Genomic DNA, 14,717 nt, shown 5'->3' on the forward strand with positions numbered 1-14,717 from the left:
CCTCGCGGGACCGGTGCCGTTTCTGCTTTCAGAGCCCCAGGAAGAGTCCGGCGAGCGCGCCGCTCATCAGGTTGGACAGGCTGCCCGCGAGCAGGGCCTTGAGCCCTAGCCGCGCGATTGCCGGGCGCTGGTTGGGGGCGAGCCCGCCGGTCACCGCCATCTGGATTGCGATCGAGCTGAAATTGGCGAAGCCGCACAAGGCAAAGGTCACGACCGCAGCGGTGCGTGGCGTAAGGTCGGTCGCCTGGCCCAGATCGATGAACGAGACGAATTCGTTGAGCACGATCTTGGTGCCGAACAGGCTGCCGGCGTGCAGCGCTTCGGCCCAGTCGGCGGCACCGAGTAGGAGGAAGATCGGCGCGAAGACATAGCCGAGCAACGACTGGAAGGTCAGGCCCTCGGCGCCGAGCATCTCGCCGATCCAGCCGACGAAGCCATTGGCCAGAGCGACCAGCGCGACGAAGGCGAGCACCATCGCACCCACGGCGACGGCCAGCTTGACGCCGGTCTGCGCGCCCTGGCTGGCGGCCATGATGACGTTGGCCGGGCGTTCTTCGTCGAGATGCTCGACCGGTACGTCCAGTGGCGCGTCGATCTCGAGCCCCTGCGGGTCGGGCATGATCAGCTTGGCCATGAGGATGCCGCCCGGCGCCGACATGAAGGCCGCCGCGACGAGGTAGTCGATGCGGATGCCCATCGAGGCATAGGCGGCCAGGATCGTCCCGGCGACGCCGGCCATGCCCACGGTCATCACGCAGAACAGCTGCGAGGGCATCAGGCTGGCGAGGTAGGGCCGGATCACCAGCGGGCTCTCGCTCTGGCCGACGAAGATGTTCGAGGCGGCGCAGAGGCTCTCGACCTTGCTGACGCCGGTGATCTTCTCGAGCCCGCCACCGATCCAGCGGATCACGAGCTGCATGATGCCGACGTAATAGAGGATCGAGATCAGCGCGGCGAAGAAGATGATCACGGGCAGCGCCGAGATCGCGAAGCTGGTGCCGCCGATCTCCGGGTTGGCGAGCGGTCCGAACAGGAAGGCGGTGCCGGCATGGGCATAGCCGAGCAGGCTGGATACGCCCGCGGCGACGGCCTGGAGAATGCGGTTGCCCGGCGGGAAATAGAGCACGAGTGCGGCGAGCCCCGCCTGCAGCGCGAAGGCTGCGCCGACCACGCGCAGGCGGATCGCCTTGCGGTTCGACGAGAGCAGCACTGCCACGACAAGAATCAGAACAATGCCTAGCAGGCTGTGGACGACTTGCATCGGCGCCGGTTCCCCCCGTTGCGCGGTTACTTACAGCGCGACAGGTAACGAGGCGCGGTCATCGCGCATAGTGCAAATGCTCCGCCAGGGCGCTAAGGGTCTTTCGATGCAGGAACAGGGTGGGGCCATTCCCCGGTCGCTTTTCGTCTTCTCGCTGCTCTACGGCGGTCTCGCCGTGCTCGCGGGCGTGCTCGGCACCAAGCTCGCGTCGCTCGGGCACTGGCCGCTGCTCGGCGATCTTGCGGTGGAATCGGGGATATTCGCCTTCCTGCTCCTCGTCGTGCTGTCGAGTGCCGTGGCCGAGCTGTTCGGCCAGAACATGGCCAACCGTCTCGTGCGGTATGGCTTCATCCCGCTGATCGTCTCGATGATCCTTTTGACCCTGGTTATCCATGTGGTGCCGCCGGCGCCGTTCTGGAGCGACCAGGATGCTTTCGCCCGCCTGCTCGGCCAGGGTGCGCGGATGCAGTTCGCCGGGCTGATCTCCTACGGCACCTCGCAGACGCTCAACGTCGCGCTGTTCTCGCGGATCGCCGGCGGGCAGGGAAAATTCCTGCTGCTGCGCGCCTGGGTGGCCTCGATGCTCTCGCAGATCGTCGACACTGTGCTGTTCATCTCAATCTCGTTCTACGGCGTGGTCGATCAGAGCGGCCAGGCCATGCCGATCGTCCAGATCATGGAGGGCCAGATCATCTCGAAGCTCGTGCTTTCGACGATCATGGTGCCGCCGTTCATCTATCTGTTCGTGCAGCTGGGGCGGCGGCTCGATCGGGCGAGCTAAAATCACTTCAAATCCCCGCAGACGGGGGTAAAGCGCGGGCATGTCGAATCCCAACGATCCCGCGCAGCGCGACGCGCTGTTGGCCAAGGCCGAAACGCTCATCGAGGCGCTGCCCTATCTGCAGCGCTATGCCGGTCGCACCTTCGTGGTGAAATACGGCGGCCACGCCATGGGCGATCCCGAACTGGCGCGCGATTTCGCCGAGGACGTGGTGCTGCTCAAGGCGATCGGCATCAATCCCGTGGTGGTCCACGGCGGCGGCCCGCAGATCGGCGCGATGCTCAAGAAGCTCGGCGTCGAATCGCAGTTCATCGACGGCCTGCGCGTGACCGACAAGGCGACCGCAGAGGTCGCCGAGATGGTCCTCTCGGGATCGATCAACAAGGAACTGGTCAACTGGATCAGCGGCGCCGGCGGCAAGGCCATCGGCATATCTGGCAAGGACGGCCGCATGGTCACGGCCAGCAAGGTTCGCCGCACCAAGAAGGATCCCGAGAGCAATATCGAGCAGGTGCTCGATCTCGGCTTCGTCGGCGAGCCCGAACTGGTCGACACCACGGTGATCGACACGCTCTCGGCCGCGGGCATGATCCCGGTGATCGCGCCGATCGCCGCGGGCGCCGACGGCGAGACCTACAACATCAATGCCGACACCATGGCCGGCGCGATCGCTGCAGCGATCGGCGCGGCGCGGCTGTTCCTGCTGACCGATGTCACCGGCGTGCTCGACAAGGACAAGAACCTGCTGACGAGCCTGACCCCGGCCGACATCGACCGGCTGAGCGCCGATGGCACGATCCAGGGCGGCATGATCCCCAAGCTCGAGACCTGCGTCCACGCGGTGCTCGCGGGTTGCGAGGCGGCGGTCGTGCTCGATGGTCGCGTGCCGCACGCCATGCTGCTCGAATTCTTCACCTCGCGCGGCGCGGGCACGCTGATCCGCGCGGGGTAAGCGGGTCGATGGCGGGAACCGGGGACAGGGCGGTGCGCTTTGCGACCATGACCCATTGCCTTTCGACCCTGGCAGGGCTCGCGATCCTCGGCCTGTCGGTGGCCGCCTGCGAACGCAAGCCGGAGCCGACGCCTGAACCCACCGCGAGCGCGACGGCGCCCGCGCCGCTGCCGCCGCCCATGATCGTGCCGCCGCCCGTCCCCACGCCTACGCCGACGCCGAGCGAGACCGCGCCCGCGCTCGACAGTGCCGCGCTGCAGGACCGCAAGAACCCCGATCGCCTGCTTCGCTACTACGCCGCGGCGCTCGCCGCGCGTGACTGGACGGCGGCGGCGAAGGCCTGGGGCAAGGGCAGCGGGGTCACCGCGACCACACTCAAGGCCTCCTACGATCGCGCCGAAGCGCCCGTGCTCGAAGTCGGCAAGGGTCAGCAGGATGCGGGTGCCGGTTCGCTCTTCTACGAAGCCCCTGTCGTGCTGCGCTTCGGCAATGCCCGGCCCGAACGCGGTAGCCTCGTGCTGCGGCGGGTCAACGATGTCGACGGCGCCTCGGCCGATCAACTGCGCTGGCACATCGAGCGCAGCACGATCGGCGCGGGGCAGCAGTAGCGCGCCGCATAGCCGCTCTTCCCCCTCTGCCCGTGCTCGGCTATCAGCGGCCGAACCCCGACCGCTGAAAGGCACGGCCTTGCTGTTCTTCACGCTCTACGAAATCATTTCCTACCTCATCAACATCATCGTCGTCGTCGTCATCGTGCAGTTCGTCCTGAGCCTGCTGATCTCGTTCAACGTGGTGAACCTGCACAACAATTTCGTCGCCGCCATATGGCAGGCGGTGAACGCGATCCTCGAGCCCGTGCTCGCGCCGATCCGCCGCATCATGCCGAACACCGGATCGGTGGACCTCTCGCCGATGGTGCTGATCATCGGGCTGACCATCATCCAGATCGTCCTCAAGAACCTGGCCTACGCAGCGCTATGACCCAAGCATCGATCATCGACGGCAAGGCATTCGCCGAAGGCCTGCGCGGCAAAGTCGCGGAACTCGCCGCCAAGTTCGAACCGGCCGCGGGCCGCAAGGCGGGCCTTGCGGTCGTGCTCGTGGGCGAGGACCCGGCGAGCCAGGTCTATGTCCGTTCGAAGGGCAAGCAGACCGTCGCCTGCGGCATGGCCAGCTTCGAGCACAAGCTGCCCGAGGACACGACGCAGGACGTGCTGCTCGCGCTGGTGGACCAGCTCAATGCCGATCCGCTGGTCGACGGCATCCTCGTCCAGCTGCCGCTGCCCAAGCACCTCGACGAGCAAGCGGTGGTCGACCGGATCAGCCCGAGCAAGGACGTCGACGGGCTGACCCCGATCAGCACGGGCCGTCTCGCGCTCGGCCTGCCCGGGCTCGTGCCCTGCACGCCGCTGGGCTCGCTGATGCTGCTCAAGGATCGGCTCGGCAATCTCTCGGGGCTCAACGCCGTGGTCATCGGTCGCTCGATCCTCGTCGGCAAGCCGATGGCACAGCTGCTGCTCGGCGAGAACTGCACCGTGACGATCGCGCATAGCCGCACCCAGGACCTGCCCGAGGTGGTGCGCCGCGCCGACATCGTCGTCGCGGCGGTCGGCCGGCCCGAGATGGTCAAGGCCGACTGGATCAAGCCCGGCGCGACCGTGATCGACGTCGGCATCAACCGTCTGCCGCCGGCCGAGGGCTCCGAGAAGGGGCGTCTCGTGGGTGACGTCGATTTCGCCGATGCCAGCACGGTCGCGGGTGCGATCACACCGGTGCCCGGCGGCGTCGGGCCTATGACCATCGCCGTCCTGCTGCGCAACACGATCGTCGCCGCGCACCGCAACGCCGATCTCGCGCTGGCCGAGGACGCGATTTGAAGCATCTGGCCGCCTGCCTTGCGCTGCTGGCTCTCACGCCAGCGGCGCTGGCGCAGGATGGCCCTTCGGGCGCGCCAAGGGGCGGCGGCGTTCGCCTCGGCAGCCTGGCCAATCCCAGTGCGGCGATTGCCGCGGAGATTGCCTTCGCGCGGCTCGCGCAGGAGAAGGGCCAGTGGACCGCCTTCAAGGCGACCTCGGCCGAGGATGCGGTGATGTTCACGCCGCGCATGGTGCTCGCGCAGACCTGGCTCAAGGATCGCGCCAATCCGCCCGCGGGGTTGAACTGGCAACCGCACGAGGTTTGGTCGAGCTGCGACGGCTCGCTGATGGTCACCCACGGTGCCTGGCAGAACGGCGCCAAGCACGGCTGGTTCACCACCGTCTGGCAACGCCAGGAGAAGGGCGGCTACAAATGGGTGCTCGACCACGGCGATGAGACCAGGGAGGCGATCGAGGCGCCCGACATGCTCTCGGCCCGCGTTGCCGAATGTCCCGAGCGCCGCGCCGGACCGCGCCCCGGGCCCGGAGCGAAGCCCCGCAAGCCGGCGAAGCCGCCGAAAGCGCCGCCGGTGCCGTTCGATCCCGCGCATCGCGAAGGCCGCTCGAACGATGGCTCGCTGACCTGGAGCGTCAATGTCTCGCCCGATGGTGCGCGCAGCTTCGTCGCGCGGATGGCCAGCGATGGCGAGGTGCGGGATGTCCGCAATGAGCGTGTCACGGGTACGGGGGCAGGCGGCTGACATGCTCGAGCTATTCATCTCGGCCTTCGTCACGCTCTTCGTCGTCATCGACCCGCCGGGCTGTGCGCCGATCTTCGCCGGGCTGACTTCCACCGCCCCACCCGCCGCGGCGCGGCACATGGCGGTGCGCGCTTGCTTGATCGCGACGATGATCCTGCTGGTCTTCGCGCTGTTCGGCGAAAAGCTGCTCGGCGCGCTGCACATCGAGCTCAACTCGTTCCGTATCGCCGGCGGCATCATGCTGTTCCTGATCGCCATCGACATGGTCTTCGAGAAGCGTACCGAACGCCGCGAGAAGCGCGCCGAGGAGGTCCGTACCGCGGCCGAGGTCGACGATGTTTCGGTGTTTCCGCTGGCGATCCCGATGATTGCCGGACCCGGCTCGATCGCGACGATCATGCTACTGATGTCGCGTGCGCAGGGGACCGAGGCGACCTTGATGATCCTGGCCGCGCTGGTCGCGGTAATGTTCCTGTGCCTCGCCGCGCTGATGGCCGCGGGGCCGATCATGCGCCTGGTCGGCGCCAAGGCCGAAGCCGTGGTCACGCGGCTGCTTGGCGTGCTGCTGGCGGCGCTGGCGGCGCAATATGTAATCGACGGCCTGCGCGCGGTGATCGCGAGCTGACGAAAGGCCGCATCGTGGCCTTCGACAAGCTCAGGTTGAGCTTGCCGAAGCACCCGGTGGAGCATCGCCAACTACTGTAGCGTCTCGCCATCCTCGTCGTCGCTGTCGCGCCGGGCGAAGAACTGCATGAGTTGAATCAGCAGTTCGCAGCGTTCGTTGATGCCATTGGCTTCGAGTAGCGCCTGCTTGGCGGCGGCGTCGAACGGCGCGATCTGGCAGACGCCGTTGATCAGCGAGACGTCGTCGAGCCGCGAGACCGAATCCCAATCGACGCGATAGCCTTGCGCATCGGCGAAGCGGCGCGCCTCGCGCTCGAAACCGGCGCGCTCGATGGCGGCGAGCACCTCCTCGTCGGGCTCGTCGAGCAGTTCAGCTTCGATCTGGCGGAAGGGGGTGGTGACATCGAGCTCGCGCAGCACGCGGAAGCGTGATTCGCCTTCGAGCACGACGTTGAAACGCCCGTCGTCGAGTGCCTCGACATCGCCGATCCGGCCGAGGCAGCCGACCTGGAACAGCGGCGCGCCTTCGAACTCGCGCTGCGGCTGGATCATGCCGATGCGTCGGTCGCGCGCCAGCGCATCGCTGATCATCGCGCGATAGCGCGGCTCGAAGATGTGCAGCGGCAGGTGCAGATCCGGATAGAGGATCGCGCCGGTCAGCGGGAAGATCGTGATGCGCATCTGCCTCCTCTCCGCCGCCCGGCCGTCAGCCGAACAGCACGGTCGAAAGCCGTCGTCGTGTCGCGGCGACCCAGGAATCTTCCAGGCCGATCGCCTCGAACATCTGCAGCAGTTTGGTCCGTGCGGCGCCCTCGTTCCACTCGCGGTCGGCGGCGACCATCTTGAGCAAGGTGTCGGCAGCGGCGTCGCGCTCGCCCGCCGCGAAGGCGGCATTGGCGAAAGCGAACTGCGCGTCGAGATCGGCCGGGCGCTCGGCCGCGGCGGCGCGCAGGGTGGCCAGTTCGCTGTCGTCGGGCTTGGCCTTGGCGAGTTCGAGCGCCGAACGCGCGCGTTCGATCGCCGGGTCTGCGGCGAGGGCGGGGTCGAGCGCCGCCAGCGTCTCTTCGGCCTCGTCGATGCGATCAGCGACGATCAGCGCGCGAATCAGGCCGCCGATCGCCTGGACATTATCGGGCGCCATGTCGGCGATCTGAGCGAAGACGCTCGCCGCGCGCTCGCCGTCGCCTTCCGCAAGAACCTCCTCGCCCATAGCCAGCAGCGGCGCGAGGTCTGGCGCGGCTTCGCCCCCTGGCTGGATCGGCAGCTTCGCCAGGAGCTGGTCGAGCATGCCCTGGAGCTGCGATTCGGTGCGCGCATTGGTCAGGTCCGCGACGGGCTGGCCCTGGAACATTGCATAGACCGTCGGGATCGAGCGGATCTGGAACTGGTCGGCGATGAAGCGCTCTTCGTCGACGTTGACCTTGGCCAGGATGACGCCCTTGTCGGCATAGTCGGCCGCGACCTTTTCGAGCAACGGCGTCAGCGCCTTGCACGGCCCGCACCATTCTGCCCAGAAATCGAGGATGACGAGCGAGGTCATCGAGGGTTCGGCCACTTGGCTGCGGAACCGGTCGACGGCTTTCTGCTCTTCTATATTGAGGCCGAGGCTTGCCAAGGCAGGTTCTCCACTGGTGCGCTGGATGGTTGGTTGGCGGCCAATGTGGGCTTTTCGCCGCATTTGTGAAGGGCGAAAGCGCGCGGGACGGGGGTTTGAAATTTTATCGCATTTTCCCCCTTGCCGGGTCCAAAAGCCGCTGCTAGTTGCGCGCCTCACCCCGGCCCACCGGCACTTGATCGAGTGGGCTGAGACGTTCGAGCGGGCGTAGCTCAGGGGTAGAGCACAACCTTGCCAAGGTTGGGGTCGAGGGTTCGAATCCCTTCGCCCGCTCCAGTCTCTCTCGAGACATTGCCGAGGCCGCACAGGCCACCAGGCGCCGGGCCGAGGCCCGATCGGACCCATTTTCATTGTGTCCCGCTGCTGAACGATCGGTGGACATTGGTCGTAGTGCCCGCGCGAAGCCATGGACTCTGGCGAAATGACGGTATAGCTCATGAACATCGCCGTCGCAGCCGCCGGACCGTCATCCGGAAGCCGTGCGCGGCCTGATCTTTTATTGGTTGAATAGAGCCCCGCGGTTCCTCCACCCGCGGGGCTTTTTCATGCCCGCGCCGCACGATCCGCTAAGGCAGCACGCGGCTGGCCTGGTCTGGGCGTGGCACCCAGCAGGTCCGGCGCTTGCCGAAAAGGCGATAGCGGTTGCGCGCGACGAGCCGGTAGAGCGGATCGCGCAGCGCTCGAGGCGCCAGGCGCAATATGGTCAGCGCGCGCCAGGGCCAGCCCAAGCCCGACCAGATCGCGAGGATCGCCGTGCTGTCGCGCAATGCCTCGTCGCCGGTGACGACGATCAGCGTCTCGGGATCGGCCGGATCGATGCCGAAGCGGCGATAGAGTGCGGCGCCGACCGCGCCCTGCATCGAGGCGAGCCGGAAGTGGCCGTGGCGGTCGTGGCGCAGCACGAAGCGGGCGTTGAGCGAGCACAGCACGCATTCGGCGTCGAACACGATGATGGGATGCGCTTCGTCCATCGGGACGTCTTAGCCGGTTGATACCGCGAAACCGACAGGATAGTCGCTGCCGGGTGTTTCCGTTCACCGGCCTGCGCCTTCTGCTGCCCGCGATCGTGCCGTCGTGGCGCTTCTTCGATGCGGTGACCGCCAGTCCCCGTCTCGACTACGCGCTCCTGTCCGCGCCCGAGACGCCGGCCGAGCCATGGCGCGAGTTCCGCCCGCGTCCTGCGGTGCTACGGCCGGACACGATGCTGCGCCGTCTTTTATGGAACCCGCAGTGGAACGAGAGCCTGTTTCTCGTCAGTCTGGCCGAGCGGTTGATGAGCGCGACTTCGGCCGAAACCGCGGCGCATAGCCAGCGTGAACTGCTGTTGCGCGTGGCGCGAGACCTCGATCGACATGCTGTCTGCAATCCGGAAGACTATCTGCAGATTCGTCTGCGGCTTGTCAGTCGCACGGGTCCGGGCGACGCGATCGGCGAGGCGGTCGTCTACCAGTCCGGCCCCTGTGCGATCGCGGGGCTGCTCACACCATGATGCTCGACGGCGCGATACAGCTGACCGCGGCATTGATGGCGCTGGCCTTCGTCCAGCAGAGTCTCGAGCATCTGCGCCCGGCCGTGCGGCGATCGGAGCGCCTGCTCTTCGCGCCGCGCCTGGTCCTGTCACTGCTTTTGCTGGCGGTCAGCCTCGGCGCGCGGCTGCCGGGGCTCGATCCGGGTGTCCTCACGCTGGCGCTGGTGGTGAATCACCTCTTCATCCTGCCCTTCTTCAATGGCCCCTACAACGGCGGGGCCGACCGGATGAGCCTGCTCGTGCTGCTCTGCCTGACCGCGGCCTACAATCTGCCCGAGCCCGCCTGGCGCGAACTGGCCTTCGCCTATCTCGGCCTGCAACTGCTGCTGTCCTACTTCATGGCGGGCTGGGTCAAAGTGGTGAACCGAGACTGGCGCAGCGGTCGCGCGCTCCGCGACGTCTTTCTGTTTTCCGCTTATCCCGCCGGCGAAAACCTGCGGCGCTGGGCCGAGCGCCCGCGTGTGCTGTTCGTCATGGGCTGGGCGGTGATCGGCTTCGAGCTGGCTTTCCCGCTCACTTTCCTCTCGCAGGCGACCTTGCTCGCGGGGCTCGTGATCGCGGCGCTGTTCCACGGCGCCAACGCCTGCCTGTTCGGGCTCAACCGCTTCTTCTGGATCTGGATCTGCGCCTATCCATCGATCCTGTGGCTGCAGGAGCGGGTGCTGTGAAAAGCCGCAAGCGCTACCTGACCGCGACGATGGCCGACGGCTACGTCAAGACGATCGGCCCGACGGCCTCGCCGTTCACCCATTACTGGCGCATCGTCGCGGAGCTCGGCGGCGGGCGCACCGAAGTCTTCTGGGGGCACACGACCTCGCTCAAGGAAGCCACGAAGAAGAAGGCCGCGACCGCCGACGCGGCGCGGCAGCGGGGCTGGGAGCGCTACGATTTCGAGGTCGTCGAACTCGTCGAATCGCTCGACCCGCCCGGGCGCCGCTAGCCGGACGCTTTGCCGATCGGATCAAGCCGCCGCGATTGCGGCCCCCTATGGCGATGCTAGGTTTGTGCCGGGCCCGACATGCGGCCGGGGAGAGCAGACATGGGCGAACTGCCTGCCGCAGACCGTTTCAGCGACGGCCGCACCGACAATCCCTACTGGAACGAGAACTCGTGGTTCTCGGTCTCGATCCCCGAACGACGCATCCACGGACTGATCCAGCACTTCTTCCGGCCGAACATGAACGTGCTCAACGGCGGGCCGGTGCTGTGGGACCCTTCGGGCATCTACCAGTGGAACTGTCTCTATTATAACTGGAGCCATCTCCAGGCGATTCCGGAGGGGGCCGAGAAGTTCGACGTGGTCGCGCGCAATTCGCTGTCGGTGAAGGTTGTCGAGCCGCTCCAGCGCTACAAGATCGACTACGACAAGGAAGGCTTCCTGATGGATCTCGAGTGGACCGCGGTCGCCCCGCTCCACCGGCTCGAGACCGGCGATCCCGACCAAGCCAAGACCGCTGCCTTCCATTACGAGCACCCTGGGCGGATGAAAGGCGTGATCCGCCGCCACGGCGAGGAACTGGCGGTCGACTGTTGGTCGATGCGCGACGGCTCCTCGGGCCCCTACGACACCGAGGTCTGGCCGCATGGCGGTTATTTCTGGGGTATGGGAGAGAGCGGCAGCTTCCAGACCCTGTGCATGGGCAAGAAGCCAGAGGCCAAGACCATGGGCGGCTTCCTGCTGCGCGACGGCGAGATGGCACCGCTCGCCTCGGGCAAGCGGAGCGTGCTCGAATATGGCGCGCACGGTCCGGCGCGAGTGCTGTTCGAAGGCGTCGATACGTTGGGCCGGACGATCACCGCGCGCGGCACGATCGATCCGGGGCTGGTCTTCACCGGCTATACCGATCACACGGTCATCTGGTCGCTCGCCGAATGGGACGTCGCCGGCGAGACCTTTTGGGGCGACAACCAGGAGTTCTGTCCGTCGGAGACCTTCCGCCGGATCGTCCGCGGCGAAGTCAGGCTTGGCGAGGCATAAGAAAGTCGGCGAGCCGGCTGCAAGATAACCGGCCCGCCGCTCCCCGTCAGAGCTTGCGAACCTTGGCGGCGACCAGCGCCTTGGCTTCGGTCAGCGCCTTGGCGGTGGTGGTCTTGCCCGCCTTGATCTCGTCGGCGAGCTCGAGCAGGCGGCCGCTGACGACGGTGCCGGTCTCGGCCTCCTCGGTCACGCCGATGCCCTGGCCGCCGGCGGCAATGCCGTCCCATAGCGCGCGAATCTGCGTCCAGTAGTCCTTGGTTGCAGCCCAGTAGTCGTCGGCGGCCTTCACATTGAAGTCGCTCTTACGCGTATAGGTGTTGAGCACGTATTCCTGGACGAAAGGCACGAGCTTTTCGTCGCGCAGGCCGAGCTTGGTGTTGTCCTGCCAGTGGATCCAGCCGTCGGGGCTCGGCTGGTGGCGGTTGATCGACAGGTAGCGGTCGTAGACCGGCTTGCGCACGGCGTCGCGGCGGGCGAGCGGGCGCCAGGTCCACGACGAGCGCCAGCGGCGCACGCCGGCCTGTGATTCGAACTGACCCCATCCGCCGTAGCGCGGCGAATCATCGACCTGCCAGACGGTCTGCGACCAGCGGCCCTTGCGGAGGGCTTCGGGAATCTCATCCCAGCGCCATTCGTTGCGATCGGCATAGGACAGGACGCGCGCGGGCTCGTATTCCCAGTCCTGGCGCCAGTGCTTGATGATCATCGTCTTGCCCTCGTGCTCGATCACCAGCAGGTGCTGGAGCACGATCTTGCGGCCGGTGTCCTCGATCACGCGGACGACCTCGTTGCCGCCCGAGAGCTTGTTGGGAAGCGGCGTATAGGCGGGATCCCAGCGCGTCGATTCCTGCATGTCGAATTCGACCTCGAAGGTTCCGGCCATGGCGAGGATATCTGCCCTATCCTGGTCGAAGCTTGGCGCAGGCGCGGCGGCGATCGGCGGATGCGCGAGCGCGGGGCTGACCGCGCAGGCGAGGGCGAGCAGCCCGGCGCCGAGAAGGTGATGAAGCTTGGTCATGGTCTCTCGTTCCCCGGGATCAGAAGCGATAGCTGGCCGAAACGCTGACGTTGCGTCCGGGCTGGGTATAGGCGTCGGCGACCGGTGGGTCGACGAAGCCGGTGGCGGGCGCCGTGGCGGCCACGCGCGAGACGCCGCGGACGTCGCTCCACCAGGCGTACTTGGCGTCGGTGATGTTGAACAGGCCCGCGCGCAGGGTCAGGCTGGGCATGGGCTTCACGAACACCGTGGCGTCGAGGATGGTGAAGCCGTTGGACAGATAGGCGTTGACCGGCGCGTCGTCGGGCGACTTGCGCGCCGAATGGGTCATGATCAGCTGGCCGCCGAAGCGGTCCTGCCGGTCGCGATAGCCCACGCCGGCGACGAGCTTGAGCGGATCGATCGAGGCGAGCGGCGTATCAACCCCGTTCCGCGTCGTCGTGCCCTTGGCGTAGGAGATCGCCAACTGGCCGGTGAGGCCGCTTTCGGAGCGCAGGTCGAGCTTGCCCTCGATGCCTTCGATCTTCACGCGCGCCAGGTTGATGTACTGGAACACGATCGGATTGCCCGGCGTGCCGACGCCGCTGATCTGTTCCTGGCTGATGAAGTTGTTGTAGCGGCCCGAGAAGCCGATGATTCCGGCCGAGACGTGCTTCGCATTGATCCGCAGCCCGCCCTCGATCGTCTTGCTCGTCTCGGGCTTGAGGTTCGGGTTGGTGATCGTGCGATAGGCGCCCTGGGCTGAGGTCGGGTTCTCGAAGAACTGGTTCACCTGGCTGGGCGCGGGCGCCTTGAAGCCGTGCGCATAGTTGGCGAAGACCGAGAAAGCCGAGCCGAGCTTGGCCACGGCGCCGATCTTGGGCGAGAGGCGCGAGCCGTCCTGCTTGGCGGCGACGAAAGTCGGCAGCAGCGGATCCGCCTGCGGGCTGAGCTTGTAGTGATCGAAGCGCAGCGCCGGGTAGAGCGTCAGCGCGCCGTCGGCGATCAGGATCCGGTCGGAGACGTAGGCACCCGCGAGCGTGAAGTCGGTCACCGGAAAGGCGCGGATCGGGAAGACGTCGGGCGCGGTCGGCACGGTGCCGTCGCGCAGCCCCTTCTGCCGCGTGACCGAGGCGTCGAGGCCCCAGGCGAGTTCGTGCTGGATCGCGCCGGTGGCGAGCTTGGTGCGGAAGTCGGCGGCGCCGCCGATCACGCGGTTGTCGAAGGTGTTGATGCGGATGCGGTCGGCCGCGGTGTTGCGGTCCTCGGCGATCCACTGGCGGTTCTCGCCCTGCTGCCAATAGGCGGTGAGTTGGATGAAATCGATCCCGCCCTCTCCCTCGTAGCGCCAGTCGATGGCGGCGCGCTTGCGCTCGACCGTGTCGTGGGCGAGGAGGCCGATCACCGCGGTTGCTGCCAGCGGCGCGCCGGTTGTCGAAGGCGCGGTGATGCCGCTGAGCACGTTCGTATCGACCACGCCCTTCTGCCATTCGCCGGTCAGGCGCAGGCGGCTCGAGGTGCCGGTGTCGAGCACCAGCTTGCCGAGCAGCGCATCGGACTTGGTGTCCTGCGGGTTGGGCGCGGTGCGCGTGGCGTTGAGCGCTTCGTTGGCGCCCTGGTTGTCGAGTTCCTTCCCGTCGCGACGCGTGTAGGCGATCATGCCCGAAATCGCGCCGCCGCGTGCGGCGAGGATCGCGGTCTCGCTGAATTCCTCGTCGGCCGAATCGTAAGAGGCGCTGACGCGCCCGGCAACGTTGTGCTCGCCGAGCAGGTCCGACGGATCGCTGGTGACGAAGCTGACCGCACCGGCGAGGCCGTCCGAGCCGTAGAGCGCCGAGGCGGGGCCGCGCAGGATCTCGATCGACTTGACCAGGCCGAGATCGACATAGGCGCCGCGGCCCGCGGCCTGGGCGCCGAATTCGAAGCCCTCGGGCACGCGCACGCCATCGACCAGCATCAGCACGCGATTGCCGTCGAGTCCGCGGATGTTGAAGCTCGCCGCGCCGTCGCGGCCGGTGACGCCCTGCGCCGCGCCGAAGCGGCTGGGCGCCTGCCGGACCGAGACCCCGGGTTCGAAGCGGACGAGATCCTTGATATCCGAGACCATCTCGTCGGCGATCTGCTCGTCGGTCTTGATCGAGATCGTCGCAGGCACGTCTTCGATCTTCACCGGGGTGCGCGTGGCGCTGACGACGATCTGGCCCTTGCGCTCGGCCCAGAACAGACCGTCATTGTCCTGCGCCGCGACCGGACCGGCGGTGAGCGCCACGGCGAGCGCCAGCGGAGCACAGGCGTGCGCCGGCGAAAATCGGTAATGCCCCATCTTTTTCCCTGCTAATGAATATGATTCGCATTAGCCTATGTGCAGAATGCTGCGCAGGGTCA

Annotated in this window: 17 protein-coding genes and 1 tRNA gene; 12 read left to right on the top strand and 6 right to left on the bottom strand. The window is 66.9% G+C overall.

Annotated elements, in window-relative coordinates; translation table 11 throughout:
• Positions 1–28 precede the first annotated feature (28 nt).
• Complete coding sequence (locus tag WG901_RS12345; RefSeq protein ID WP_339587370.1) at positions 29–1,261, bottom strand: NupC/NupG family nucleoside CNT transporter; 1,233 nt, start codon at positions 1,259–1,261, stop codon at positions 29–31.
• A 106-nt stretch (positions 1,262–1,367) separates the two neighbouring features.
• On the opposite strand from WG901_RS12345, the gene WG901_RS12350 reads away from it, so the two are divergent.
• From WG901_RS12350 to WG901_RS12380, 7 genes are all read left to right on the top strand, one after another.
• A complete protein-coding gene (locus tag WG901_RS12350) occupies positions 1,368–2,042 on the top strand; it encodes a queuosine precursor transporter (RefSeq protein WP_339587371.1) in 675 nt (224 codons plus the stop codon).
• Between the two features lie 40 nt (positions 2,043–2,082).
• Positions 2,083–2,994, top strand: coding sequence for an acetylglutamate kinase (argB, locus tag WG901_RS12355; protein ID WP_339587372.1), 912 nt, complete (start codon positions 2,083–2,085; stop codon positions 2,992–2,994).
• 47 nt (positions 2,995–3,041) lie between these two features.
• Complete coding sequence (locus WG901_RS12360; protein ID WP_339587373.1) at positions 3,042–3,602, top strand: hypothetical protein; 561 nt, start codon at positions 3,042–3,044, stop codon at positions 3,600–3,602.
• Positions 3,603–3,681: 79 nt separating this feature from the next.
• Positions 3,682–3,975 (top strand): YggT family protein, encoded by a 294-nt coding sequence (locus tag WG901_RS12365; protein ID WP_339587374.1) that lies wholly within the window; start codon positions 3,682–3,684, stop codon positions 3,973–3,975.
• Positions 3,972–4,871 carry a bifunctional methylenetetrahydrofolate dehydrogenase/methenyltetrahydrofolate cyclohydrolase FolD gene (folD, locus tag WG901_RS12370; RefSeq protein WP_339587375.1) on the top strand — a complete coding sequence of 300 codons (900 nt, stop codon included), beginning with the start codon at positions 3,972–3,974 and terminating at the stop codon, positions 4,869–4,871. Before WG901_RS12365 ends, folD begins: the two co-directional genes overlap by 4 nt.
• Positions 4,868–5,611: a hypothetical protein gene (locus WG901_RS12375; RefSeq protein WP_339587376.1), complete on the top strand. Its 744-nt coding sequence runs from the start codon at positions 4,868–4,870 to the stop codon at positions 5,609–5,611. Before folD ends, WG901_RS12375 begins: the two co-directional genes overlap by 4 nt.
• 1 nt (position 5,612) lies before the next feature.
• Entirely contained in the window at positions 5,613–6,236 is a 624-nt protein-coding gene (locus WG901_RS12380) for a MarC family protein (protein ID WP_339587377.1), read from the top strand.
• A gap of 71 nt (positions 6,237–6,307) precedes the next feature.
• On the opposite strand, the gene WG901_RS12385 is transcribed toward WG901_RS12380, so the two are convergent.
• Together WG901_RS12385 and WG901_RS12390 are read right to left on the bottom strand one after the other, a co-directional pair.
• On the bottom strand, positions 6,308–6,916 hold the full coding sequence (locus WG901_RS12385) for an LON peptidase substrate-binding domain-containing protein (RefSeq protein ID WP_339587378.1): 609 nt from the start codon (positions 6,914–6,916) through the stop codon (positions 6,308–6,310).
• A 25-nt stretch (positions 6,917–6,941) separates the two neighbouring features.
• Positions 6,942–7,850 (bottom strand): tetratricopeptide repeat protein, encoded by a 909-nt coding sequence (locus WG901_RS12390; protein WP_339587379.1) that lies wholly within the window; start codon positions 7,848–7,850, stop codon positions 6,942–6,944.
• Positions 7,851–8,051: 201 nt separating this feature from the next.
• On the opposite strand from WG901_RS12390, the gene WG901_RS12395 reads away from it, so the two are divergent.
• Positions 8,052–8,126, top strand: a tRNA-Gly gene (locus WG901_RS12395).
• 290 nt (positions 8,127–8,416) lie between these two features.
• Here the strand turns inward: WG901_RS12395 and WG901_RS12400 are convergent.
• On the bottom strand, positions 8,417–8,821 hold the full coding sequence (locus tag WG901_RS12400) for a thiol-disulfide oxidoreductase DCC family protein (RefSeq protein ID WP_339587380.1): 405 nt from the start codon (positions 8,819–8,821) through the stop codon (positions 8,417–8,419).
• 53 nt (positions 8,822–8,874) lie between these two features.
• Between WG901_RS12400 and WG901_RS12405 the strand changes: the two genes are divergently transcribed.
• The 4 genes from WG901_RS12405 (at position 8,875) to WG901_RS12420 (ending at position 11,356) form a co-directional block, all read left to right on the top strand.
• Positions 8,875–9,339, top strand: a complete 465-nt coding sequence (locus WG901_RS12405; RefSeq protein ID WP_339587381.1) for a hypothetical protein — start codon at positions 8,875–8,877, stop codon at positions 9,337–9,339.
• Positions 9,336–10,046 (top strand): HTTM domain-containing protein, encoded by a 711-nt coding sequence (locus WG901_RS12410; protein WP_339587382.1) that lies wholly within the window; start codon positions 9,336–9,338, stop codon positions 10,044–10,046. Before WG901_RS12405 ends, WG901_RS12410 begins: the two co-directional genes overlap by 4 nt.
• Positions 10,043–10,318 (top strand): hypothetical protein, encoded by a 276-nt coding sequence (locus tag WG901_RS12415; protein ID WP_339587383.1) that lies wholly within the window; start codon positions 10,043–10,045, stop codon positions 10,316–10,318. The genes WG901_RS12410 and WG901_RS12415 overlap by 4 nt, the downstream gene beginning before the upstream one ends.
• Positions 10,319–10,417: 99 nt before the next feature.
• Entirely contained in the window at positions 10,418–11,356 is a 939-nt protein-coding gene (locus WG901_RS12420) for a hypothetical protein (RefSeq protein ID WP_339587384.1), read from the top strand.
• 46 nt (positions 11,357–11,402) lie between these two features.
• Here WG901_RS12420 and WG901_RS12425 read toward each other — a convergent pair whose 3' ends face one another.
• Both WG901_RS12425 and WG901_RS12430 read right to left on the bottom strand, forming a co-directional pair.
• Complete coding sequence (locus tag WG901_RS12425) at positions 11,403–12,374, bottom strand: DUF6607 family protein (protein ID WP_339587385.1); 972 nt, start codon at positions 12,372–12,374, stop codon at positions 11,403–11,405.
• A 19-nt stretch (positions 12,375–12,393) separates the two neighbouring features.
• Positions 12,394–14,655, bottom strand: coding sequence for a TonB-dependent hemoglobin/transferrin/lactoferrin family receptor (locus WG901_RS12430; protein WP_339587386.1), 2,262 nt, complete (start codon positions 14,653–14,655; stop codon positions 12,394–12,396).
• Positions 14,656–14,717: the final 62 nt, after the last annotated feature.

The organism is Novosphingobium anseongense (assembly GCF_037482895.1).
Lineage (GTDB): Bacteria > Pseudomonadota > Alphaproteobacteria > Sphingomonadales > Sphingomonadaceae > Novosphingobium > Novosphingobium anseongense.